The organism is Pseudomonas fluorescens, from assembly GCF_040448305.1.
Classification (GTDB): Bacteria; Pseudomonadota; Gammaproteobacteria; order Pseudomonadales; family Pseudomonadaceae; genus Aquipseudomonas; species Aquipseudomonas fluorescens_BH.
This window is the reverse complement of the sequence record NZ_CP148752.1, coordinates 5,268,461-5,290,396: the sequence shown is the minus strand read 5'-3', so window position 1 is coordinate 5,290,396 and position 21,936 is coordinate 5,268,461. Positions and strand designations below refer to the sequence as shown.

Annotated in this window: 21 protein-coding genes and 2 pseudogenes; 12 read left to right on the top strand and 11 right to left on the bottom strand. The window is 60.5% G+C overall.

Annotation, left to right across the window (positions count from 1 at the left end; translation table 11 throughout):
- The first annotated feature begins 324 nt into the window (after window positions 1–324).
- Window positions 325–1,047, top strand: coding sequence for a winged helix-turn-helix domain-containing protein (locus tag WHX55_RS23975; RefSeq protein ID WP_102699803.1), 723 nt, complete (start codon window positions 325–327; stop codon window positions 1,045–1,047).
- Window positions 1,044–2,654: an ATP-binding protein gene (locus WHX55_RS23970; protein ID WP_353741459.1), complete on the top strand. Its 1,611-nt coding sequence runs from the start codon at window positions 1,044–1,046 to the stop codon at window positions 2,652–2,654. Before WHX55_RS23975 ends, WHX55_RS23970 begins: the two co-directional genes overlap by 4 nt.
- A 140-nt stretch (window positions 2,655–2,794) precedes the next feature.
- On the opposite strand, the gene WHX55_RS23965 is transcribed toward WHX55_RS23970, so the two are convergent.
- Entirely contained in the window at window positions 2,795–3,520 is a 726-nt protein-coding gene (locus WHX55_RS23965) for a 4'-phosphopantetheinyl transferase superfamily protein (RefSeq protein WP_219098073.1), read from the bottom strand.
- Window positions 3,521–3,753: 233 nt separating this feature from the next.
- Here WHX55_RS23965 and WHX55_RS23960 point away from each other — a divergent pair, with 233 nt between their 5' ends.
- From WHX55_RS23960 to WHX55_RS23940, 5 genes and pseudogenes are all read left to right on the top strand, one after another.
- Window positions 3,754–4,356, top strand: a complete 603-nt coding sequence (locus WHX55_RS23960; RefSeq protein WP_150757842.1) for a porin family protein — start codon at window positions 3,754–3,756, stop codon at window positions 4,354–4,356.
- Between the two features lie 120 nt (window positions 4,357–4,476).
- Complete coding sequence (locus tag WHX55_RS23955) at window positions 4,477–5,154, top strand: response regulator transcription factor (RefSeq protein ID WP_150726110.1); 678 nt, start codon at window positions 4,477–4,479, stop codon at window positions 5,152–5,154.
- Window positions 5,151–6,497, top strand: a complete 1,347-nt coding sequence (locus WHX55_RS23950) for an ATP-binding protein (RefSeq protein WP_150726111.1) — start codon at window positions 5,151–5,153, stop codon at window positions 6,495–6,497. The genes WHX55_RS23955 and WHX55_RS23950 overlap by 4 nt, the downstream gene beginning before the upstream one ends.
- Window positions 6,498–6,696: 199 nt before the next feature.
- Window positions 6,697–6,999, top strand: a pseudogene (locus WHX55_RS23945) (polysaccharide deacetylase family protein); the annotation flags it as partial.
- A gap of 300 nt (window positions 7,000–7,299) precedes the next feature.
- Window positions 7,300–7,452: pseudogene (locus tag WHX55_RS23940) on the top strand (LysM peptidoglycan-binding domain-containing protein); the annotation flags it as partial.
- An 82-nt stretch (window positions 7,453–7,534) separates the two neighbouring features.
- On the opposite strand, the gene WHX55_RS23935 reads toward WHX55_RS23940, so the two are convergent.
- A complete protein-coding gene (locus WHX55_RS23935) occupies window positions 7,535–8,533 on the bottom strand; it encodes an AraC family transcriptional regulator (RefSeq protein ID WP_150726113.1) in 999 nt (332 codons plus the stop codon).
- 339 nt (window positions 8,534–8,872) lie between these two features.
- On the opposite strand from WHX55_RS23935, the gene WHX55_RS23930 reads away from it, so the two are divergent.
- Window positions 8,873–10,207 (top strand): dicarboxylate/amino acid:cation symporter, encoded by a 1,335-nt coding sequence (locus WHX55_RS23930; protein ID WP_150754063.1) that lies wholly within the window; start codon window positions 8,873–8,875, stop codon window positions 10,205–10,207.
- Window positions 10,208–10,363: 156 nt separating this feature from the next.
- Complete coding sequence (locus tag WHX55_RS23925; protein WP_151214534.1) at window positions 10,364–11,545, top strand: CaiB/BaiF CoA-transferase family protein; 1,182 nt, start codon at window positions 10,364–10,366, stop codon at window positions 11,543–11,545.
- A 120-nt stretch (window positions 11,546–11,665) separates the two neighbouring features.
- Here WHX55_RS23925 and WHX55_RS23920 read toward each other — a convergent pair whose 3' ends face one another.
- Both WHX55_RS23920 and WHX55_RS23915 read right to left on the bottom strand, forming a co-directional pair.
- A complete protein-coding gene (locus tag WHX55_RS23920) occupies window positions 11,666–12,160 on the bottom strand; it encodes a SprT family zinc-dependent metalloprotease (protein ID WP_151214535.1) in 495 nt (164 codons plus the stop codon).
- Between the two features lie 157 nt (window positions 12,161–12,317).
- The gene (locus WHX55_RS23915; RefSeq protein ID WP_150726117.1) at window positions 12,318–12,920 is read right to left on the bottom strand and encodes a Yip1 family protein; all 603 of its coding nucleotides are present in this window, start codon (window positions 12,918–12,920) and stop codon (window positions 12,318–12,320) included.
- Window positions 12,921–13,201: 281 nt separating this feature from the next.
- On the opposite strand from WHX55_RS23915, the gene ttcA reads away from it, so the two are divergent.
- Both ttcA and WHX55_RS23905 read left to right on the top strand, forming a co-directional pair.
- The gene (gene ttcA / locus WHX55_RS23910) at window positions 13,202–14,026 is read left to right on the top strand and encodes a tRNA 2-thiocytidine(32) synthetase TtcA (protein ID WP_008051493.1); all 825 of its coding nucleotides are present in this window, start codon (window positions 13,202–13,204) and stop codon (window positions 14,024–14,026) included.
- Window positions 14,027–14,173: 147 nt separating this feature from the next.
- Window positions 14,174–14,848, top strand: coding sequence for a DNA-3-methyladenine glycosylase I (locus WHX55_RS23905; RefSeq protein WP_151214536.1), 675 nt, complete (start codon window positions 14,174–14,176; stop codon window positions 14,846–14,848).
- A gap of 100 nt (window positions 14,849–14,948) precedes the next feature.
- On the opposite strand, the gene WHX55_RS23900 is transcribed toward WHX55_RS23905, so the two are convergent.
- Genes WHX55_RS23900 through arsC form a run of 3 tightly spaced genes read right to left on the bottom strand, consistent with a single transcriptional unit; the run spans window position 14,949 to window position 16,322 of the window.
- Window positions 14,949–15,374 (bottom strand): DUF2069 domain-containing protein, encoded by a 426-nt coding sequence (locus WHX55_RS23900; RefSeq protein WP_150754060.1) that lies wholly within the window; start codon window positions 15,372–15,374, stop codon window positions 14,949–14,951.
- A gap of 1 nt (window position 15,375) precedes the next feature.
- On the bottom strand, window positions 15,376–15,972 hold the full coding sequence (gene wrbA, locus WHX55_RS23895) for an NAD(P)H:quinone oxidoreductase (protein ID WP_095942677.1): 597 nt from the start codon (window positions 15,970–15,972) through the stop codon (window positions 15,376–15,378).
- The gene (gene arsC / locus WHX55_RS23890) at window positions 15,969–16,322 is read right to left on the bottom strand and encodes an arsenate reductase (glutaredoxin) (protein WP_353741458.1); all 354 of its coding nucleotides are present in this window, start codon (window positions 16,320–16,322) and stop codon (window positions 15,969–15,971) included. The genes wrbA and arsC overlap by 4 nt, the downstream gene beginning before the upstream one ends.
- 114 nt (window positions 16,323–16,436) lie before the next feature.
- Here arsC and WHX55_RS23885 point away from each other — a divergent pair, with 114 nt between their 5' ends.
- Window positions 16,437–16,904: a TlpA disulfide reductase family protein gene (locus WHX55_RS23885; RefSeq protein ID WP_150754058.1), complete on the top strand. Its 468-nt coding sequence runs from the start codon at window positions 16,437–16,439 to the stop codon at window positions 16,902–16,904.
- 87 nt (window positions 16,905–16,991) lie between these two features.
- Here WHX55_RS23885 and WHX55_RS23880 read toward each other — a convergent pair whose 3' ends face one another.
- The 4 genes from WHX55_RS23880 to WHX55_RS23865 form a co-directional block, all read right to left on the bottom strand.
- On the bottom strand, window positions 16,992–17,396 hold the full coding sequence (locus WHX55_RS23880) for an META domain-containing protein (protein WP_150726122.1): 405 nt from the start codon (window positions 17,394–17,396) through the stop codon (window positions 16,992–16,994).
- Window positions 17,396–17,830: a hypothetical protein gene (locus WHX55_RS23875; RefSeq protein ID WP_007988765.1), complete on the bottom strand. Its 435-nt coding sequence runs from the start codon at window positions 17,828–17,830 to the stop codon at window positions 17,396–17,398. The genes WHX55_RS23880 and WHX55_RS23875 overlap by 1 nt, the downstream gene beginning before the upstream one ends.
- Window positions 17,831–17,907: 77 nt before the next feature.
- The gene (locus tag WHX55_RS23870) at window positions 17,908–18,900 is read right to left on the bottom strand and encodes a 2-hydroxyacid dehydrogenase (RefSeq protein WP_353741457.1); all 993 of its coding nucleotides are present in this window, start codon (window positions 18,898–18,900) and stop codon (window positions 17,908–17,910) included.
- Window positions 18,901–18,995: 95 nt separating this feature from the next.
- A complete protein-coding gene (locus WHX55_RS23865) occupies window positions 18,996–21,749 on the bottom strand; it encodes a response regulator (RefSeq protein WP_353741456.1) in 2,754 nt (917 codons plus the stop codon).
- Between the last annotated feature and the right edge of the window lie 187 nt (window positions 21,750–21,936).

Genomic DNA, 21,936 nt, shown 5'->3' with positions numbered 1-21,936 from the left:
GGGGGCGATTGCAACGTACTGCCTGTGGATAAACCTGTGCGTAAATTGTGTGTGAAAGAGGGAACCGGCGTGTAGGCCGCGACCTTGCTGGACCGGACCTTTTTTCAGCGATTTTCAACGATCGAAAACGGCCGGGCGGATTTTTAAGGGCGCGAACCCTATCACAAAAAACCCTGTTGTCCGAACGCATTTACCCGCTTGTGTTCTCGACGGGCGACGTTTATACAATCGGCCCAGCGTGTATACATTTTTATCCCCCCGAATCATTACAAAAAGACGGGCGGATCCTTCCTTATGAGTGTTTTTGGCAAGCAGAGGTCACCCGTGGAGCAAGAAGCCTGGCAGGTATTGATTGTGGAGGACGACCAGCGACTGGCCGAACTGACCCGCGATTACCTGGAAGCCAATGGCCTGCGTGTATCGATCGAAGGCAATGGTGCGCTCGCGGCGAATCGCATCATCAAGGAACAACCGGACCTGGTGATCCTCGACCTGATGCTCCCCGGTGAAGATGGCCTGAGCATTTGCCGCAAGGTCCGCGCCCGCTATGACGGCCCGATCCTGATGCTCACGGCCCGCACCGATGACACTGACCAGATTCTCGGCCTGGACCTGGGGGCTGACGACTATGTCTGCAAACCGGTACGCCCGCGCCTGTTGCTGGCGCGCATCCAGGCGTTGCTGCGTCGCAGTGAAACGCCTGAAGTCGCTCCGGAAAAACAGCGGCGCCTGCAGTTCGGCCCGCTGATCGTCGACAACGCCTTGCGCGAAGCCTGGTTGCAGGGCAACGGCATCGAGCTGACCAGCGCCGAATTCGACCTGCTCTGGCTATTGGTGGCCAATGCCGGGCGCATCCTCTCCCGGGAGGAGATCTTCACCGCGCTGCGGGGCATCGGCTATGACGGTCAGGACCGCTCCATCGATGTGCGCATCTCGCGCATCCGCCCGAAGATCGGCGATGATCCGGAGCATCCACGGCTGATCAAGACCGTGCGCAGCAAGGGCTATCTGTTCGTTCCCGAGGCTTGCGTAGACCAGACCCTGTGAACTCGATCTTCCTGCGTATCTATGGCGGCATGTGCGCCGCGCTGATTCTGGTGGCGGTGCTCGGTGTGCTGGCGTTGCACCTGCTCAATGAGGTGCGCAGCGAGCAATACCGCGAGCGCCTGGCCCACGGCACGTTTTCGTTGATGGCCGATAACCTGCAACCGATGAACCAGACCGAGCGCCACCGGGCCTTGCTGGTGTGGGAGCGGCTGCTGGGGATTCCGCTGACGCTGAAAACCTTTGCCGAGACTGACCTCGACCTTACCCAACGCACTCGCGTGTTGCGCTGCCAGGCATTGGTGGAACAGACCGGGCCGCACGCGGCGAAGGTCTACAAGCTGGTCAGCGACAAGGAGCAGTTGATGCTCACCGGGGAAGTGCAGCAGATCAGCGAGCAACTGGCCCGGGCGACCATCTACCTGTTGACCGATGAACTGGTGCGCACCCCGGTAGCCGACCAGCCATTGCGCCTGGCGCAATTGAAGGAAAGCAAGGGCTTCGGCTTCGACCTGCGCCTGGTCACTGTCGACCAGGCGGACATGGACGAAGACCAGCGCCGCCGGGTGTCCGAGGGTGACACCGTGATGGCGCTGGGCAAGGGGGGCGACTCGATCCGGGTATTTGCCGGCATGGTCGGCACGCCGTGGGTCCTGGAAATCGGCCCGTTGTATCAGATGAATCCTTATCCGCCGGAATGGCTGGTGCTTATCGCCGCGCTGGGCCTGACGCTGATCGGTTTGATCGTCTATCTGCTGGTGCGTCAGCTCGAGCGACGCTTGCGTGGCCTGGAGGCCGCCGCCACGCGCATTGCCAAGGGCAGCCTGGAAACCCGCGTGCCGGCGCGCGGCGCGGACTCGGTGGGGCGACTGGCTTCGGCGTTTAACGGCATGGCCGAACACTTGCAGCAGTTGCTGGCGATCCAGCGCGAACTGGTGCGCGCGGTGTCTCACGAATTGCGTACGCCGGTGGCACGCCTGCGCTTTGGCCTGGAAATGATCGGCTCGGCCACCACGCCGCAAGCCCTGGAAAAATACTGCCAGGGCATGGACCACGACATCGAGGACCTCGACCGGCTGGTTGACGAGATGCTGACCTACGCGCGGCTCGAACAGGGGTCGCCGGCGCTGAACTTTCAGCGGATCGATCTGGATGCCTTGGTCGATCAGGTGATCGAAGAACTGGCGCCGTTGCGTGCCGACGTCACGGTGCAACGCGGGTTGTGCCTGTCGGCCGCCGATAACGACGACGCCTGGGTCGAGGCTGAACCGCGCTATCTGCATCGGGCGATCCAGAACCTGGTGACTAATGCCATGCGCCATGCGCAATCACGGGTGACCATCAGCTATCAGGTGGGGCAGCAGCGATGCCGGGTGGATATCGAGGATGACGGGCCGGGCGTGCCGGAGTCAGCGTGGGAGAAGATCTTTACGCCGTTCCTGCGTCTTGACGACAGCCGTACCCGCGCGTCTGGAGGCCATGGGTTAGGCCTGTCCATTGTGCGCCGCATCATCCATTGGCATGGCGGGCGCGCGTTGATCGGCAAGAGCAAGAGCCTGGGCGGGGCGTGCTTCAGTCTGAGCTGGCCGCGCAATCAGGAGAAGCGTTGAGCCCTCGTGTAGTCTGATATGGCCCCATCGCGAGCAGGCTCGCTCCCACAGGGATTTGTGGTGTGGCATAGATCCAGTGTGGGAGCGAGCTTGCTCCGGGCGGCGTTCCGACGATGGCGGCCTGACAGGCGCCAAAGACTTCAGGCCTTGATGCTGACCAGACTCAACAACTGCCCATCCTTGACCCCGAACTGCGCATCCAGCTCGGTGCCATTGCGCCATTCGCTGGACAAATCAGTAAGCAATCGCAACCGCACCTCACCTGACTCACTCCATTCCAGCACTTCGGCGTGTTCGAAATAAAAACGGCGCCGAACGATCGGATAGAGGGCCTTGAACAGGCTTTCCTTGACCGAGAACGTCAGGGTGACCAGCAACGCCCGTTGATCGTGATCACCGGCCGCCATGCGCTGGAGTTCCGGCGGATTGAGGATTTCCCCGGCCAGGCGTTCGGCCCGTTCGGCATTGAGCAGGTTTTCCAGGTCCATGCCCAGGCTGCGCCAATGGCTTTTGTTCGCTACGATCGCCGCGGCCCGGCCAGTGCTGTGGGTGATCGAGCCAGCGATATGAGCAGGCCAGACCGGTGCCCGGTCTTCACCAATGGCCGGAATGACGCTCAATCCTTCGAGCCGCTGTAACGCGGCCCGGGCACACACTCGCCCGGCGAGAAACTCCGCCTGCCGTTTGGCGACAGAGCGCTGAATGCTCGCCGGCGCTTCGACAGCGCTGCGCTGAAAGTCATCGCTGGCCAGTCGGTCGCTATCGAAATGAGTGCTCAGCAGGACCGTATCGGGCAGCACAAACGGCAGCGGCCAATGGTCATCGAGGGGCGTGCAGCAGACGGGTAGGGCGGGGGTTGGATTCATATCTGGCATTTTGCCGGGTTGGCTTGAGGCTGGGTAGTGAAAAGCTTCTGACGAATGGGTAGTCGGCGCCGGCCTTGTCCATTGCATGGTCGGATTTCCTGTTGAAACGTGTCGAAATATTCAGGGCGGGTCGGTTCAGCCCAGGTTCAGAGTGTGTTCAGGGGGAGTTCAGGGCGCGGTGCGTAACCTTGCCCCGTACCCAAAAAACAAACGGCAAATGAGGAAACTCCCCAATGACTGGATTCAAAAAACTGCTTCTGGCATTCACGATTCTGGGCGCAAGCACTGCGGCTTTCGCGTCCGACGACAACTTCGCCAGCCTTACTCTTGGACAGACCAGCGACAAGGTCAAAAAATCCCACGCCTTGAACGACAACCTCAATCACCCGAACGCCGATAGCGTGATCGGCAAGGACACTACCTGGGGTGTTCGCCTGGGCCAGCAAAACACCAAGGGCCGCTACTACGCCACTTACGACAATGTGTCGGGCTCGCACAACGGCATTAAACTGCGTCAGGAAAACCTCCTGGGCAGCTACGATCTGTTCTTCCCGGTAGGCGGCAGCACCAGGCTGTTCGGTGGCGCCACGGCCGGCCTGACCAAAATGACTCAGGAGTCGCCAGGCTTCAGCCGCGACAGCGATATCGGCTACGCCATCGGTGGCCAGGTGGGTGTGCTGCAACAGGTTTCGCAGAACACCTCGGTTGAACTGGGTTACCGTTACCTGCGCAGCAACGCCAGCACCGAGATGAGTGAGCGCGGAGGCAGCAAGCAGGGTTCGCTGGACCTGAGCAGCAGCGCCCAGACTTACCTGTCTGCCAACTACGCTTTCTGACAAGCGTTTCGTGAGCGGCCTGAGCCGGATCAGCCCGAGTGACTGATCCGGCGTTGCCATGTTAGCTATTGAGGTGCGACGTTGTGCCTCTGGAGATGTTGATTTGCCCGGGAGAGCGTTATGAAACTGCTGGTCGTCGAAGATGAAGCGCTGCTGCGTCATCACCTGCAAACCCGCCTGACGGAGAGCGGCCACGTGGTCGAGTCCGTGGCCAACGCCGAGGAGGCGCTGTACCAGACCGCACAGTTCAACTTTGACCTGGCGGTGATCGACCTCGGTCTGCCGGGCATGAGCGGGCTCGACCTGATTCGCCAGTTGCGTTCGAGTGGCAAGAGCTTCCCGATCCTGATCCTCACCGCGCGCGGCAACTGGCAGGACAAGGTCGAAGGCCTGGCCGCCGGTGCCGACGATTACGTGGTCAAGCCATTCCAGTTCGAAGAGCTGGAGGCCCGCCTGAATGCCTTGCTGCGCCGCTCCAGTGGTTTCACCCAGTCGACCATCGTTGCCGGTCCCTTGCTGCTGGACCTGAATCGCAAGCAGGCGTCCCTCGACGAACAACCGCTGGCACTGACCGCGTATGAGTACCGCATTCTCGAATACCTGATGCGTCACCATCAGCAAGTGGTACCCAAGGACCGCTTGATGGAACAGCTCTACCCGGATGACGACGAGCGTGATCCGAATGTGATCGAGGTGCTGGTCGGACGTCTGCGTCGCAAACTGGAGGGGCCGGGCGGGTTCAAGCCGATCGACACCGTGCGCGGCCTGGGCTACCTGTTCAATGAGCGTTGCACTTGATCCGTTCGCTGCGCATTCGCTTGATGCTCGCCGCCACGCTGTTGGCGGTGTTGTTCATGCTGGCGTTGCTGCCGGCGATGCAGGGTGCCTTCAGCCTGGCGCTGCAGGACTCCATCGAGCAGCGTCTGGCATCCGACGTGACCACGCTGATCTCTGCCGCCCGGGTGGAGAACAACAGCCTGCAGATGCCGGCGCAATTGCCCGACGAGCGCTTCAACCTCACCGATAGCCGATTGCTCGGCTACATCTATGACCGTGAAGGGCATCTGGTCTGGCGTTCGAAGGCGACCCAGGAAGAACGCATCAATTACAAGCCGCGCTACGACGGGCGTGGCAACGAGTTTGCGCGGATCCGCGAAGCCAATGGCCAGGAGTTCTTCGTCTACGACGTCGAGGTCAAGTTGCTCGGCGGCAAAAGTGCAGCCTTCAGCATCGTGGCGTTGCAGCCGGTTCGCGAGTACGAGGTGACCCTCGAAGGCCTGCGGGAAAATCTCTATCTGGGTTTTGGCGCAGCACTGCTGGTGCTGCTGGCGTTGCTGTGGATCGGCTTGACCTGGGGCTTGCAGGCATTGCGGCGCTTGAGCCAGGAACTGGACCAGATCGAAGGTGGCACCCGCGAAAGCCTCAGTGAGGAACATCCCCGGGAATTGCTGCGCCTGACCGGCTCTCTCAACCGTTTGCTGCACAGTGAGCGTGAGCAGCGCAGTCGCTACCGCGATTCCCTTGATGACCTGGCCCATAGTCTGAAAACACCCCTGGCGGTGTTGCAAGGCGTCAGTGAAGACCTGGCCCAGCGTCCCGAGGATCGCGATCAGGCCTGGGTGCTGCAAACCCAGATCGAACGCATGAGCCAGCAGATCAGCTACCAGTTGCAGCGCGCCAGTCTGCGAAAAAGCGGCCTGGTACGTCATCAGGTGCACTTGCGGCCGGTGCTGAAAAGCCTGTGCGACACGCTGGACAAGGTCTATCGCGACAAGCGCGTGCACGTCGCGTTCGACCTGCCCGACCCGTGCTACGTACCGATCGAACAGGGCGCTCTGTTGGAGATGATGGGCAACCTGCTGGAAAACGCCTATCGCCTGTGCCTGGGCGAAATACGCATCAGTGTGCGTGAAACCCTCAGCGGCACCGAGTTGTGTGTCGAGGACGACGGCCCCGGCGTACCACAGGATCAGCGCTCACGGATTCTCGAGCGCGGAGAGCGCCTGGACCGCCAGCACCCGGGGCAGGGCATCGGCCTGGCGGTGGTCAAGGACATCATCGAGAGCTACAGCGCCAAGCTGACCCTGGGCGATTCACCGATGGGCGGGGCGGCGTTCCGGATTCATTTTCCGGCGCTTTGAACGGGTATTTGATAGCGGTTTTTTCGGGCCGCTACAGGCATCAAGCGTTAAACGACCGGCAACAATGTTTTGTTGGCGTTCAGCCGTTTGCTGGCAGGTAATAAGCCTCGCCATATTGACGACATGCACACGCAGAGCCTGTGTTGGTTGCATGAGTGGATAGGGGCTGAAGCGTTACAAGCCACCAAAGGAGATAAAAATGGAAAGGAAGAAAGTTTGGCTGACGTTTGACGACGGTCCTCGGCAAACCCAGACCGAAACCGTGCTCGAAACACTGGCGCAGTTTGATATCAAGGCAACGTTTTTTATTGTTGGCAATCTGGTTGCCAGACATGGCGAGCGTATCAAGCGCATCCTGTGCGAAGGGCACCGGATCGGCAATCACACTTACGATCATCTAAGACTGGTCGGCCAGGACAAAGACACGATCATCGATCAGATCAAAATGACGGAGCAGGCACTGGCTCCCTACCAGCAGCCGGACCTGATCATGAGGCCGCCTTATGGTGCTCACGATGCGCTGGTCGATCGCACTGTCGCCGAATTGGGGTACCGGCAGGTTCTCTGGAGCGTGGATACCCTGGACTGGAACAGCAACTACCAACCGGGAGGCTGGGTATCCCATGGTGTTGAGCAAATAAGGAAAAGAAAGAACTCCATTGTGCTGATGCATGACATACACGCGACCACGGCCAATAATCTTGGCCGGTTCATCGAACAGATAAACCTGCTGGGTGATGTGGATTTCGAATCACCGGCCACACTGGCGATTCCGCCGGTCAGTCAGTTGAACATGTATGTGGTCGTAAGGGGCGATACATTGTCCAAAATTGCCAGAGAGTTTTATGGTGATGCTGCCAAGTACCCACTGATCTTTAATGCAAACAGGTCGGTGCTGGATCATCCGGATAAAATTTACCCTGGCTTGTCACTGATCATCCCGCCTTTAGAGTAAGCGTTCGCAAAACCTGGACGGGGTATTTTCGAGTGTGTTCGCAAGGGCGCCAGTGATCACTGCGCAACGCGGGTGCTGAAACTCAGCTCTCCTGCGCCCGATAAGCCCCCGGCGTCAGCCCCGTCCACTTCTTGAACGCCCGGTGAAACGCCGACGGCTCGGAAAACCCCAGCTGCTCGGCGATCTGTTGCAACGACAGGTCAGCGCGACTCAGGTGATAAATCGCGATGTCCCGGCGCAACTGGTCCTTCAATTCCTGAAAGCTCGAACCCTCTTCCCGCAAATGCCGGCGCAAGGTCTGCGGGCTGATGTGCAGGTGGGCGGCCACGGCTTCCAGGTCGGGCCAGCGAGAGCTGTCGCGACTGAGCAAGCGCCGCAGGCGGCTGCTCAAACTGTCGCCATCGTCCGGGCGCGAGAGCAGGTCCGCGGGGGAGCGCTCGAGGAAATGCTTGAGGGTGCGTTCATCCTGCAACAGCGGCATGGTCAGGTAGCGGCTGTGAAACAACAAGCTGCTCTGGGGCCTGGAAAACTCAAGCGGACAGGAAAACAGCAGGTCGTACTCGGCGCCGTGTTCGGGCCGGGGGTAGCTGAACGTGGCCTGTTCCAGGCGAATGCGCTGGCCGATCAACCAACTGCCGAAACGGTGCCAGATCACCAGCAGGCTTTCGCTGAGGAAATGATCCGGGTCCCAGAGTTGCGAGTCGTCCAGGCTCAGGCGCACCCATTCATCTTCGCGGCTCAGGGTCAAACGCGGAGCCCCGGGGAATAGGCTGTAAAACAATAAGCCGCGATTGAGTGCCTTATCCAGGCTGCGACAGTGAATTACGGCATGGCACATCATCGCGAAGCTGCCCGGCCTGCTCGGGGCTTGCCCGAACCCCAGGTACTCGTCGTCCAGTGCCAGCCATAACGCCTGGATCAGTTGGGTGAATTGCTCCGGAGCGATGCGTGCCCGGGGCTCGTCCAGCAACTCGGGGCTGATTCCCAGTTGCTGTAGCAGGCCCGAATAGTCGTAGCCGTGCCGACGCGCACCACCCAGGGCGGCGCGGGCGAAATGACTGGCGATGGTGCGTTCGCGCATGGCAGCAGATCCGACCGTTGATCGACGGATGTTAGCTGCGCACCGCGGGTATGAACAGGGCGGATATCCGCCAAATAGCAGGACGACTTTTAATGGAAGGGCGGAAATCCGCCACATGCTTGTAGTCGTTCGGTGACAGGGAATTGGCTGCAACCCCAGATATAAAAAGGCATGCAGGGATTTTACGGAAGGTGGCACGGGCCTTGCGATACAACGAGCAGATGCCTGCCGTTGCGCAGCTCGAAAAAACAAATCCCTCCAGTGCAGGAGGGTTCGCAAATGAGGTGTCAGGGACAACAGATGGATGTTGTTACTGAGGCACTCTTGAGGAACTTTGCAATGACGACTCGTCAGCCACTGTATAAATCCCTGTACTTCCAGGTGATCGTTGCCATCGCTATCGGCATTTTGCTCGGTCACTTCTACCCGCAGACCGGTGTAGCCCTCAAACCGCTGGGTGACGGGTTCATCAAACTGATCAAAATGGTCATCGCGCCGATCATCTTCTGTACCGTCGTCAGTGGTATCGCCGGCATGCAGAACATGAAATCGGTCGGCAAGACCGGCGGCTATGCGCTGCTGTACTTCGAAATCGTGTCCAGCCTTGCCTTGCTGATCGGCCTGGTCGTGGTCAACGTCGTGCAACCGGGTGTCGGCATGCACATCGACGTATCGACCCTGGATACCAGCAAAATCGCTGGCTTCATCTCGGCTGGTAAAGACCAAAGCATCATTGCCTTTGTCCTCAACGTGATCCCGAACACCATCGTCGGCGCGTTCGCCAACGGCGACATCCTGCAAGTGCTGATGTTCTCGGTGATCTTCGGTTTCGCCCTGCATCGCCTGGGTGCCTACGGCAAGCCGGTGCTGGACTTCATCGATCGCTTTGCTCACGTGATGTTCAACATCATCAACATGATCATGAAGCTCGCTCCAGTCGGTGCGTTCGGTGCGATGGCTTTCACCATCGGTGCCTATGGCGTCGGTTCGCTGGTGCAACTGGGCCAGTTGATGATCTGCTTCTACATCACCTGCATCCTGTTCGTGCTCCTGGTACTGGGTGCCATCTGCCGCGCGCACGGTTTCAGCGTCATCAAATTGATTCGCTACATCCGTGAAGAACTGCTGATCGTGCTGGGCACTTCCTCTTCGGAATCCGCTCTGCCACGCATGCTGATCAAAATGGAACGCCTGGGTGCACAGAAATCCGTTGTGGGTCTGGTGATCCCGACTGGTTACTCGTTCAACCTCGACGGTACGTCGATCTACCTGACCATGGCCGCTGTGTTCATCGCTCAGGCGACAGACACCCCAATGGACCTCACTGCCCAGATCACCTTGCTGCTGGTGCTGCTGTTGTCCTCCAAGGGCGCCGCCGGTGTGACCGGTAGTGGCTTCATCGTGTTGGCTGCCACCCTGTCCGCCGTTGGCTCCCTGCCGGTGGCCGGCCTGGCGCTGATCCTCGGTATAGACCGCTTCATGTCCGAAGCCCGTGCCCTGACCAACCTGGTGGGTAACGCTGTTGCGACCCTGGTCGTGGCCAAGTGGGTGAAAGAGCTGGACGAAGACACGCTGCAAGTCGAACTGGCTTCCGGCGGTCGCGGTATCTCCGACGAGCGTGAAGTAGACGACCTGGGCGTGGCCGAAGGCCCAGCCCCGGCCAGCGTCAAGTAAACGCTCCACAGAAACTCGGCCTGCAATGAAAAACCCGCTTCGGCGGGTTTTTCATGCCTGCGATTTGAGCGCAACGGTCACCGCCAGTGACGCATCAGGTGATTGCTACGATGTTCTCGGCTGCCTAGGCTTGGAGGATCGCACTGGAGAACACTTATGCTCGGTCCACTGGCATCACTCAAGGTTCTGGATTTCTCGACACTGCTGCCGGGGCCGTTCGCCTCGTTGCTGCTGGCGGACATGGGCGCCGAGGTGCTGCGCATCGAATCACCGACCCGCATGGATCTGCTGCGGGTGTTGCCGCCCCACGATCAAGGCGTGTCAGCCAGTCATGCCTACCTCAACCGCAACAAGCGCAGCCTCGCCCTGGATCTCAAGCAGCCTGAGGCGCTGGAGGTGATCAGGTCGTTGCTGCAGGACTACGACATCTTGCTCGAGCAGTTCCGTCCGGGTGTCATGGAACGTCTGGGCCTGGGTTACGAAGCCCTGAAGGCGATCAATCCCCAATTGATTTATGTGTCGATCACCGGCTACGGTCAGACCGGTCCCTACAAGGACCGCGCCGGCCATGACATCAACTACTTGGCTCTGTCCGGGCTGGCGAGTTACACCGGCCGAACCGACAGTGGGCCGCTGCCGTTGGGCATGCAGGTGGCAGATGTCGCCGGTGGTTCGCTGCACGGAGTGATTGGCTTACTGGCGGCAGTCATTGCCCGGCAGCAAACCGGGCAGGGCCAGCACCTGGATGTCAGCATGACCGACTGTGCGTTCAGCCTGAATGCGATGGCGGGTGCCGGGTATCTGGCCTGTGGCGTCGAGCCGGGTCCGGAAAACCAGGTGCTCAACGGCGGTAGCTTCTACGATTACTACCGCTCCCGGGATGGGCGCTGGCTGTCGGTGGGCAGCCTGGAACCGGCCTTCATGAAACAGTTGTGTACGGCGTTGGGGCTGGAGGAATTGGCCAGCCTCGGCCTGTCACCGCATCCGGCGCATCAGAAACAGCTTAAAGACGCGCTGAGGGTCGAATTCGAAAAGCATGACTTCGCCGATTTGCGCGCGCTGTTCGCCGAACTGGATGCGTGTGTCGAGCCGGTGTTGAGCCTGGGAGAAGCGCTGTGTCATCCGCAGTTGCAGGCGCGGGAGTTGGTGACCGACGTGCCCCGTGGCGATGGTTCAAGTCAGGCGCAGATGGCGTGCCCGCTGAAGTTTTCGCAAGGTTTGCCTGAGCCTCGGCATATTGGCGTGGCGCTGGGGCAGCATACGGATCAGGTGTTGGGGGAGTTGGGGTTCAGTACGCAGAGGATTGAAGAGTTGCGGCGATCCAAGGTGATTCTCTAGTGCCTGTCAGGCCGCTATCGCGAGCAGGCTCGCTCCCACACTGGGTTTGTGTCACGCCACAGATCCCCTGTGGGAGCGAGCTTGCTCGCGATGGCGGCAGCACATACACCGGAAATCCAACTACTCGACCCGCATCTCCCCACTGAACACCAGGGTATTGCGACACCGCCGGCACAAATACCGCCGTCCCTGCCGAACCAGGCCGTGGCGCTGCGCCGAGAACGGGAAGTCGCTGTCGGCGCACGGGCACTTGTAGATGTAGCGGGTCACGCTGCGGCGTTTGATGTCATAGGTGTGGCAGCGGTTGGGCGGCAGTTCGTACACGCCGCGCATGATCAATTGCCACTCTTCACCATGGGGCTGGATGCGGTCGCCGAACAGCTGGTGGGCGATCAGGTGCGCGACTTCATGGGCCACGGTCTGCTTGAGGAAATCTTCGGTGTTTTCCCGGTACAGCTGCGGGTTGAAGCGCAGCAGGTTCTCGTGCAAATGCGCGACACCGGCTTTTTGCCCGCGCAGCTTGAGGCTCACCACGGGGCGCTTGAAAGGTCGTTTGAAAAAGGATTCGGCTAGTTGGAAGCAGTCTTCGACGCGGGTATTGAGTTGCTCAGGCATGCTTGATGGATCTCCAGAGCGCTCGAGTATGCCGCAACCCTCGGACCTTGCGAATCGCCAGGTTGCCGAATGGTCGTGTGCGTTTTCGTTGCTGAAGAATGAAAAGGCCGCCTTGCGGCGGCCTTTGTCGGCAGTTCTGATTATCAGTGATGAGCGGCTAACTGGTGTAGACCGGGCCCACGCCGAGTCCCCAGACAATTACAGTGAATGCCATGATGGCGACCAGCACCACCAGGCCTACGGCGAGCACCGAACTTGAAAACAGGAAGCCCTCGTCAGATGGAATGTTCATGAACGTCGGTAAGCCCACGTACAGCAAATACACCGTGTAGCAGATGGCGGCGGTGCCGACGATCATCCCCAGCCACAAGTGCGGGTACAAGGCGGCGAGGCCGCCGATGAACAGCGGTGTAGCGGTGTAGGTTGCAAACGCAATGCAGCGGGCGAGGCTTGGGTTGGCGTCATAGGTGCGGGCCATCCAGTGGATGAATGCGCCCATTACCGCGACACCACCGAGCATCGCCAGGTAGGACATGACCGTCATCCATATCGCGCTTTCTACGGTCAGCATCACGGGAGCCCGATTGCCGATGACCCAGCCGACCTGTGTGGTGCCAATAAAGGCAGACACGGCGGGGATCGCCGCCAGGATCAGTGTATGGGTGAGGTACATGTGGCTGATGCTTTCCTCCTGGTCGCCACGGATTTCTTTCCATTCTTGGTCAGGGTGGGTGAAGAGCCCCACTACGTGATGGATCATGCCAGTCACTCCTCTTGTTTTACCGTCGCCCCCCAGTGGAGCGCCTACGGGCCAATGCGGCCAAGTAAGTCATAGGTCTGAATTTGTATGTGACCTTATGTCGCAGTATAGGGAGGAGTTTCCCCAGAGGAAGTAGGGGCTTTAGAGCAAATCGCGCTGTAAACCTGGTTGTTAATCGCTGCAGGGTCTGTAGGTGAACTGGAGATGTTGCCCCCTCGCCACAAGTGCAAAGAATTTGCGTAAAATGCCGGCCTTTCGTCACACCTCACGGATTTCGCGTCATGGGCACTCTCACGGTCAACCAGAACAAACTGCAAAAGCGCCTTCGCCGACTGGCCGGTGAGGCGGTTGCCGATTTCAACATGATTGAAGACGGCGACAAGGTCATGGTCTGCCTGTCCGGTGGCAAGGACAGCTACACCATGCTCGATGTGCTGATGCACTTGCAGAAGGTCGCGCCGATCAAGTTCGAGATCGTGGCCGTGAACATGGACCAGAAGCAACCGGGTTTCCCGGAGCACGTGCTGCCGGCCTACCTCAAGGAACTGGGGATCGAGTACCACATCGTCGAGAAAGACACTTACTCGGTGGTCAAGGAACTGATTCCGGAAGGCAAGACCACCTGCTCGCTGTGCTCGCGCCTGCGTCGCGGCACGCTCTACACCTTCGCCGACGAAATCGGCGCGACCAAGATGGCCCTCGGTCACCATCGCGACGACATCGTCGAAACGTTCTTCCTGAACATGTTCTTCAATGGTTCGCTCAAGGCCATGCCCCCGAAGCTGCGCGCCGACGATGGTCGCAACGTGGTGATCCGCCCGCTGGCCTACTGCAATGAAAAAGACATTCAGGCCTATTCGGACTTCAAGCAATTCCCGATCATTCCGTGCAACCTCTGTGGTTCCCAGGAGAACCTGCAGCGTCAGGTGGTCAAGGAAATGCTGCTGGACTGGGAGCGCAAGACCCCGGGCCGTACCGAGAGCATTTTCCGCAGCCTGCAGAACGTGATCCCGTCGCAACTGGCGGATCGCAATCTGTTTGACTTCACCAGCCTGAAGATCGACGAATCAGCGGCCTCGCGGTTCGTCAACGTCGTCAACCTCTAACCCCAATTACTGTGGGAGCCAGCCTGCTGGCGATTGCAGTGTGTCAGACCCATCATGGTTGACTGATACACCGCCATCGCCAGCAGGCTGGCTCCCACAGGTTTTGTCACAAGTTGGCAGTTCATTTTTCAATTCTCAGGAGAGGGCATGCGCGATTACAAGTGGCTCAATGAATACTGTCTGAACCGCTTCGGATCGGCGGCTGAACTGGAAGCCCATCTGCCCGTTCCCAAAACCCCGGCGCAACTGCGCAAGATCAGCGACGATCGCTACCTCTCGATGATGGCGCTACGGGTATTCCGCGCCGGGCTCAAGCACAGCCTGGTGGATGCCAAGTGGCCTGCCTTCGAAGAAGTGTTCTTCCAGTTCGACCCGGAAAAAGTCGTGCTGATGAGTGCCGAGCACCTGGAGCGCCTGATGCAGGACACGCGGATCATCCGTCACCTGGGCAAGCTCAAGAGTGTGCCGCGCAATGCGCAGTTCATACTGGACGTGGCTCATGAAAAGGGCAGCTTCGGTGCGCTGATCGCCGATTGGCCGGTGACCGATATCGTCGGGCTTTGGACTTTCCTGAAAAAACGCGGACATCAGTTGGGCGGGCTGTCAGCCCCGCGCTTCCTGCGCATGATCGGCAAGGACACCTTTGTACCGAGCTATGACGTGGTGGCGGCGCTGAATGCGCAGGACGTCATCGACAAGGTGCCGAGCAGTCTGCGCGACCTGGCGTTGGTGCAGGACGTGTTCAACCAGTGGCATGAGGAAAGTGGCGGGCGGCCGATGAGCCAGATTTCGATGATGCTGGCTTACACAGTGAATCATTGAGACCTAGTCGCTCCAATCGCGAGCAGGCTCGCTCCCACATTGGATGTGTGTCGTTCACAAAATCCTCTGTGGGAGCGAGCCTGCTCGCGATGGCGTCAGATCAGGCGACAGAGATTTCGCCTTCACCCGCCAGCTTGCGATTCAGCTGATACCGCCAGCGCACATACAGCAACGCTGAACAGAACACCGCCAAACTCGCGCCCATCTCCAGCAAACCAAAGATTTGTCGGTTCGGGTCATAGGCCGCCAATGCGCCCTTGATGAAGTACAGGTTCACCACAAAGCACATCCACGAATGCCCGCGAGGGCTGCCGATGATCATCCCCGGTGCCAGAATCAGCAGTGGCACCAGTTCGATCAACAGGATCACCCAGGGGCGTGCCCCATGCAGGTCGGCAATCGCCAGGTAGTAAACACACAGCAAACCCACCAGGCCGAAAAAGCACAGCAGGCTGATGGCGCGCATCGCCTTGACGCGTGGTTCGAGCCATTCGAGGGCGGGCAGAATCTTCGGTTTCTTGGCCACCTCAGCTCTCCAGTTTCTGTGCAGTCTTGGCCAGGCGCATACCCAGCGCGCGGCACAGCGCCACTTCATGGGCATCCAGACCGCTTTTTCCGTCGGCACCGGCATGGTGGCTGGCGCCGTATGGCGTTCCGCCGCCCTGGGTTTCCAGCAGTGCCGACTCGCTGTAGGGCAGGCCGGTGATCAGCATGCCGTGGTGCAGCAACGGCAGCATCATCGACAGCAGCGTGGTTTCCTGGCCGCCGTGCAGGCTCGCGGTGGAGGTGAACACGCCCGCCGGTTTGCCCACCAGGGCGCCGGTCAGCCACAGGTTGCTGGTACCGTCGAGGAAATATTTCAGTGGTGCCGCCATGTTGCCGAAGCGGGTCGGGCTGCCGAGCGCCAGGCCGGCGCAGTTCTTCAGGTCGTCGAGGCTGGCATACAGCGCACCTTCGTCGGGAATCTCCGGCGAAACGGCTTCGCACTCGCTGGAAATCGCCGGCACCGTGCGCAGGCGGGCCTCAAGCCCGGCCTGTTCGACGCCACGGGCAATCTGCCGGGCCATTTCGTTGGTCGAGCCGCTGCGGCTGTAGTACAGAACCAGAATGTACGGTGCACTCATGGCAACAGTTCCAGGATCTGCTCCGGTGGACGGCCGATGATGGCCTTGTCGCTGACTTCGAGAATCGGTCGTTCCATCAGTTTCGGGTGGGTGGCGATGGCGGCGATCAATTGCGCTTCGCTCAGGCTGCTGTCAGCCAGGTCGAGGGTCTTGTACTCGTCCTCGCCGGTGCGCAGCAATTGCCGGGCGTTGATCCCGAGTTTGCCCAGCAGGCTCTGGATCTGCGCGGCGTCCAGCGGGGTTTCCAGGTAACGGACCACGGTCGGCGTCAGGCCGCGGGCTTCAAGCAGTTCGAGCGCACCGCGGGATTTCGAGCAGCGCGGGTTGTGATAAAGCGTCAGATCGGTCATGAGCGGGTCGCATCTTGCGTAAGGTGGCGGCTATTCTAACTGTGCAGCGCGCAATCCAGAACCGTGAGAGGCGATGGGTCGCAGGCGCATTCAATTTTTGACAAGGAACACGACATGACAAGGCGACTGGCAGCAGCATTGACGCTCATCGGAGCGTTGATGCTGGGGGGCTGCGGTAATGACTATGGCATCGACCAGGACGGTCATAAAATCGCCTCTGACCGCCTGGACGGCAAATGGCTGGTGCTCAACTACTGGGCAGAATGGTGCGGGCCTTGCCGTACCGAGATCCCGGAATTGAACACCCTGGCCGAGCAGCTCAAGGACAAGAAAATCGGTGTGTTCGGAGTCAACTTCGATAATGTCCAGGGGCAAGAGCTGAAGGGCGCGAGCGAGAAACTGGGGATCAGGTTCACCGTGCTGGCACAGGACCCTTCCGAGCTGTTCGAGCTGCCGCGCAGTGAGGCGTTGCCGGTGACGTACATCATCGATAACAAGGGCAAGGTGCGTGAGCAGTTGATGGGGGAACAGACGGCGGCGGGGGTGATGGCGAAGCTTGAGGCGTTGCAAGCTAAAAATTAAAACAAAAAGATCGCAGCCTGCGGCAGCTCCTACAGGGTGTACGACAATCCATGTAGGAGCTGCCGCCGGCTGCGATCTTTTAGGGGATCAACCCTCCTCAAGCCACCAACGCAGCGGCTTGCCTTCGGCTGGCCAGAAGCGCATCTGCTCGATCGGGGAGACGTCCCAGCGCTGGACATTTTCCAGCGCCTGGAGGAAGCGTTTTTCCTGTTCCATCAGCGCCGGCGCACACAGTTTGCGGGTGCTGCCGATTTTGCCGAAGGTCAGCTTGTGGCCTTCGAGGGCGTACGGCGCGAACCAGTGGTTGCAGCCGCCATTGCCGTAGGCCCGGCCGTCTTCGCCGAGGGTGATGGTCAGGTGGCTGTAGTCCATCAACGGCCGCTCGCCGATCCACTCCAGAATGTAGCTGCGGTTCTGTTGCAGTTGCACCGGCTCGGCGGCGCAGCCCAGCAGGCTGGCGCCGACCATGGCGCTCAGAGCGAGGCGTTTCATCACGCAGGCTCCTGGCATTTCGGGCACAGGTGTTTCTCGCCAACGGTGGTCCAGCCCAATTCGGCAATCCGCGCGGTGGCGGCAGGCTTTTCGGCCTTGTTGCCCAGCTTGGCATCGACGGCGAACTCGAAGCTCAGCTCTTTGGCGCAGCTGTCACAGTTCACTTGCCAGGTGTGGATGGCCAGTTCACCGAACACCGGGCCACTGGCCACCGCGACCCATTGGCCGGGGGGATTGATCAGGTGGCGAACCGTTTCGACGGTCAGGCGCATGGACAAGTCCTTGGCACCCTTGAGGGTCACGACCAGCACGTCATTGTTGCGAATCGAACCACCGTTGCCGGTGACTTGATAGCGCCCCGGCACCAGGGCGCGGCATTCGGTGAGGGTGTGTTGCGGGTTCATCAGGCTGTAGCGGAAATCGTGTTCGACCATGGGTCCTCCAAATATGCGCGATATGCTATCACGGGCTTGAACGCCGCATCGCGCAGGCAGATGACCTTCGATCCGTTTCAGTCTCCCGTCACCTGGTTTTCCGGTGTGCCCGCCGTCCAGGCTGCAATGTTGCGCAATGTGGTGGCGGCAATCGCGTCCAGCGCTTCGCGGGTCAGGAAGGCCTGGTGCGCGGTGACGATCACATTGGGGAAGGTCAGCAGCCGTGCCAGCACATCGTCTTGCAGCGGCAGGTCGGAGCGGTCTTCGAAGAACAACTGTGCCTCTTCCTCATACACATCCAGCCCCAGGTAACCCAGGCGACCGTCTTTCAAGGCATCGATCAGCGCCGGGGTGTCCACAAGGCCGCCACGCCCGGTATTGATCAGCATCGCGCCCGGTTGCATGTGCGCCAGGGATTGGCGGTTGATCAAGTGCTTGCTCTGCTCGTTGAGCGGGCAGTGCAGGCTGATGATCTGCGATTCGGCCAGCAGCTGTGGCAGGCTCAGGTAGCGCGCGCCGAGGGCTTCGACCTGCGGGTTGGGGCAGGGGTCGTAGGCCAGTAGCCTGCAGCCGAAACCGTTCATGATTTTGGCGAAGGTGGCGCCAATCTGACCGGTGCCGACCACACCGACGGTCTTGCCCACCAGATCGAAACCGGTCAGCCCCTGCAGCCTGAAATCCCCATCGCGGGTGCGGTTACAGGCTCGGGGCAAGCGGCGGTTGAGTGCGAGGATCAGCGCCACTGCATGTTCGGCCACCGCGTGGGGCGAATAGGCCGGGACGCGCACGATGGCCAGTCCCAGGCGTTTTGCAGTCGGCAAGTCGACATGGTTGTAACCGGCCGAGCGCAGGGCGATCAGGCGTGTTCCGCCAGCGGCCAGGCGTTCGAGTACCGCCGCGCCGAGGTCATCATTGATGAACGCGCAGACCGCTTCATACCCCTGGGCGAGCTCCACTGTGTCGAGGCTCAGGCGCGCAGGCTGAAATTGCAGCTCGATGCCGGCCGGTTGTTCGGCAGCGAGAAAACTGTCGCGGTCGTAGTTCTGGCTGCTGAAAAGAATCGTACGCATGCGGTGCTCCTTGAAGGTGGCCTGCGCCGTTGAGCAAGCCGGCATTCGACAGTCGTCAGGTTAGCTCGCCGGCAACCCTTCGCGATTGCGCTGCATCAAGCATTCATGCGCGCCTGGGCTGCCAGGCGATTGATTGCCCGGTCGAGCTCATCCAGTGCCACGCTGGCTTTCGGGTCCTGTTGCTTGAGCAGGGTTTCGCTGCGCTGGCAGGCCGCACGCAATTGCGGTACGCCGCAGTAACGCGTCGCGCCATGCAGGCGATGGACCCGTTCGATCAGGGCATTGTGGTCGTTGCCTTGCTGAGCGAGGCGGATGGCTTCGCGGTCAGCCTCCAGGGACGCCAGCAACATCGCCAGCATGTCCGCCGCCAAGTCAGCCTTGCCGGCGGCCAGGCGCAATCCTTCGTCGTGGTCGAGTACCAACAGGTCATGGGCGCCAGCATGCCCATCACCGGAGCGCTCCGGGCTGTGATTGCGCAGCGCCAGGCCGCTCCATTTCAGCACGACCTGCGCCAATTGCCGTTCGCTGATCGGTTTGGTCAGATAGTCGTCCATGCCGCTTTGCAGCAGCGCGCGTTTTTCGTTGGCCATGGCGTGAGCAGTGAGGGCCACGATCGGCAGCGGCGTGCAATGACGTTCGCTTTCCCACTGGCGGATCGCCTCGGTGCTCTGGCGACCGTCCATGCCGGGCATCTGCACGTCCATCAATACTAGATCGAATGTCTCGTTCTGCACCGCCTTGATGGCGGCATAACCGCTTTCCACCGCGAGCACCTTGGCGCCCATGTCTTCGAGCAGGGTCTGCACCAGCATCAGGTTGGCCGGATTGTCGTCGACGCACAGCACCTTCGGGGCACGGCTGGACACCGGTTCGCCCGGCTCGCTGCGCATCGGGCGCGGGTTGACCAGGTCAGACAGGGAGCGTCGCAGCTTGCGGGTGCAGGCCGGTTTCGCCTGGAGCTGGCTGTGGGGGTTGGGCACGGAAAGATGGAACAGCGTCTGTTCCGTGGTCGGGCACAGCACCAGCACTTTGCAGCCAAGATGCTCGAGGTCCCAGATGTGCTGGTTGAGGCGTTCCGGCGGCATGTCGTTGCTGGTGATGCCGAGCACAGCAAGGTCGATGGCCTGATCGGTCTGGTGGGCGGCGGTGACGCCATTGGTCAGACTTTCCAGGGTGTTGAACGGTGTGGTGCTGAGGCCGCAGTCTTCCAGTTGGTGCTGCAACGCCTGCCGGGCCAGTTCGTGGTTTTCCAGCACCGCCACCCGGCGCCCGAGCAGCGGCGCAGCGGGCAGGTCTTCGGCATCGTCGCGGGCTTTCGGCAGGCTCAGGCTGATCCAGAATTCCGATCCTTCCCCCGGCGTGCTGTCGACGCCGATCTCGCCGCCCATCTGTTCGATCAAGCGTTTGGAAATCACCAGACCCAGGCCAGTGCCGCCGGGTTGCCGCGACAGCGAGTTGTCGGCCTGGCTGAAGGCCTGGAACAGGGCGCGTACGTCCTGGTTCGACAGGCCGATGCCGGTGTCCTGAATGCTGATGCGCAGTTGCACGGTGTCTTCGTGTTCTTCTTCGAGCATGGCGCGGGCGACGACAGTGCCTTCGCGGGTGAACTTGATCGCATTGCTCACCAGGTTCGTCAGGATCTGCTTGAGCCGCAGCGGGTCGCCCACCAGTGACAGCGGCGTGTCCCGATACACCAGGCTCACCAGTTCCAGCTGTTTGGCGTGGGCGGCCGGGGCGAGGATGGTCAGGGTGTCCTGGAGCAGGTCGCGCAGGTTGAACGGAATATGGTCGAGCACCAGCTTGCCGGCTTCGATTTTCGAGAAGTCAAGAATCTCGTTGATGATCCCCAGCAGGCTGTCGGCAGATTTTTCGATAGTGCCCAGGTAGTCGAGCTGGCGTGGGGTGAGCTCGCTTTTTTGCAACAGGTGGGTGAAGCCGAGAATGCCATTGAGCGGCGTGCGGATTTCATGGCTCATGTTGGCCAGGAATTCGGACTTGATCCGGCTCGCTTCCAGGGCCTCCTTGCGCGCAAGGTCCAGCTCGATGTTCTGGATCTCGATGGTTTCCAGATTCTGGCGCACGTCTTCGGTGGCCTGGTCGATGCTGTGCTGCAATTCTTCCTGGGCATTTTGCAGGGTGCCGGCCATGCGGTTGATGCCGGAAGCCAGTTCATCCAGTTCCTGGCTGCCGAGGGGCGGCAGGCGGGTCTCCAGGTGGCCGTCCTTGAGTTGGGCCACGGCCTGCTTGATCTGGCTCAACGGCCGATTGATCGTGCGGCCCATGCGTACGGCCAGCAGTGCCGCACCCGTCAGTCCCGCAGCGATCAGCATCAGGCTGGCGAACAGGCTGCGGTAACCGCGCAACAGCATGCCGTTATGGGACAGTTCAAGCTCGACCCAGCCCAGCAGGCGGTCGGCTTCTTCGGGGATCACGTCCCCGGCCAGGTTGCGGTGTTTGCCGAACACCGGCAGCAGATAGCGGGTCGCATCGCTACCACTGCGGCGCAGCATTTGCGTGCCACCGCCGGAGGGCGTCTGATTGAGCATGGTCGGGCCGGCGTGGGCCAGCGACGTGCGGTCGGGAGCCAGGAAGGTCACGGCCCGTACGTCGGTTTGTTCCAGGGCCTGGGTGGCGATGCGTTCGAGCAGTTCGTTGTCCTGATGGCCCATGGCTGGCGCCACCAGTGGAGCCAGCTGCTCGGCGATCATTTCGCCGCGCTGCATGAGTTGGGTTTGCAGGTCAGCCTGTTGCATCCAGGTAAAATAACCCCCCAGCACCAATGCCATCAGGCTGGTGGGCAACAGGGTCAGCAACAACACGCGGCCTTTGATTCCCAGTTTCTTGAGCACGCATCTCTCCTGCATCCCGCTATTTATAGGCCTGCACATGCATCCGCCATGCACCACTTGCGCAGTGTAGCGATTTGCTCGCGGGCAATCCTCGTAAAAATGGTGCCGTCATTCGTCGGCCCGGACGACTCAATGGCAATACGGACAAACGGTGGGTTGCCCCTGGCGAGGCAATCTTGAATAATCG

What these genes read in the sequence shown, in the direction of transcription:
- WHX55_RS23930 (WP_150754063.1), top strand. Translation starts at nt 8,873, where the DNA reads ATGACGACTCGTCAGCCACTGTATAAATCCCTGTACTTCCAGGTGATC.
- WHX55_RS23885 (WP_150754058.1), top strand. Translation starts at nt 16,437, where the DNA reads ATGACAAGGCGACTGGCAGCAGCATTGACGCTCATCGGAGCGTTGATG.
- WHX55_RS23920 (WP_151214535.1), bottom strand. Translation starts at nt 12,160, where the DNA reads ATGCCTGAGCAACTCAATACCCGCGTCGAAGACTGCTTCCAACTAGCC.
- WHX55_RS23880 (WP_150726122.1), bottom strand. Translation starts at nt 17,396, where the DNA reads ATGAAACGCCTCGCTCTGAGCGCCATGGTCGGCGCCAGCCTGCTGGGC.
- WHX55_RS23870 (WP_353741457.1), bottom strand. Translation starts at nt 18,900, where the DNA reads ATGCGTACGATTCTTTTCAGCAGCCAGAACTACGACCGCGACAGTTTT.
- WHX55_RS23915 (WP_150726117.1), bottom strand. Translation starts at nt 12,920, where the DNA reads ATGATCCATCACGTAGTGGGGCTCTTCACCCACCCTGACCAAGAATGG.
- WHX55_RS23935 (WP_150726113.1), bottom strand. Translation starts at nt 8,533, where the DNA reads ATGCGCGAACGCACCATCGCCAGTCATTTCGCCCGCGCCGCCCTGGGT.
- WHX55_RS23960 (WP_150757842.1), top strand. Translation starts at nt 3,754, where the DNA reads ATGACTGGATTCAAAAAACTGCTTCTGGCATTCACGATTCTGGGCGCA.
- arsC (WP_353741458.1), bottom strand. Translation starts at nt 16,322, where the DNA reads ATGACCGATCTGACGCTTTATCACAACCCGCGCTGCTCGAAATCCCGC.
- WHX55_RS23905 (WP_151214536.1), top strand. Translation starts at nt 14,174, where the DNA reads ATGCGCGATTACAAGTGGCTCAATGAATACTGTCTGAACCGCTTCGGA.
- WHX55_RS23925 (WP_151214534.1), top strand. Translation starts at nt 10,364, where the DNA reads ATGCTCGGTCCACTGGCATCACTCAAGGTTCTGGATTTCTCGACACTG.
- wrbA (WP_095942677.1), bottom strand. Translation starts at nt 15,972, where the DNA reads ATGAGTGCACCGTACATTCTGGTTCTGTACTACAGCCGCAGCGGCTCG.
- WHX55_RS23875 (WP_007988765.1), bottom strand. Translation starts at nt 17,830, where the DNA reads ATGGTCGAACACGATTTCCGCTACAGCCTGATGAACCCGCAACACACC.
- WHX55_RS23955 (WP_150726110.1), top strand. Translation starts at nt 4,477, where the DNA reads ATGAAACTGCTGGTCGTCGAAGATGAAGCGCTGCTGCGTCATCACCTG.
- WHX55_RS23965 (WP_219098073.1), bottom strand. Translation starts at nt 3,520, where the DNA reads ATGAATCCAACCCCCGCCCTACCCGTCTGCTGCACGCCCCTCGATGAC.
- ttcA (WP_008051493.1), top strand. Translation starts at nt 13,202, where the DNA reads ATGGGCACTCTCACGGTCAACCAGAACAAACTGCAAAAGCGCCTTCGC.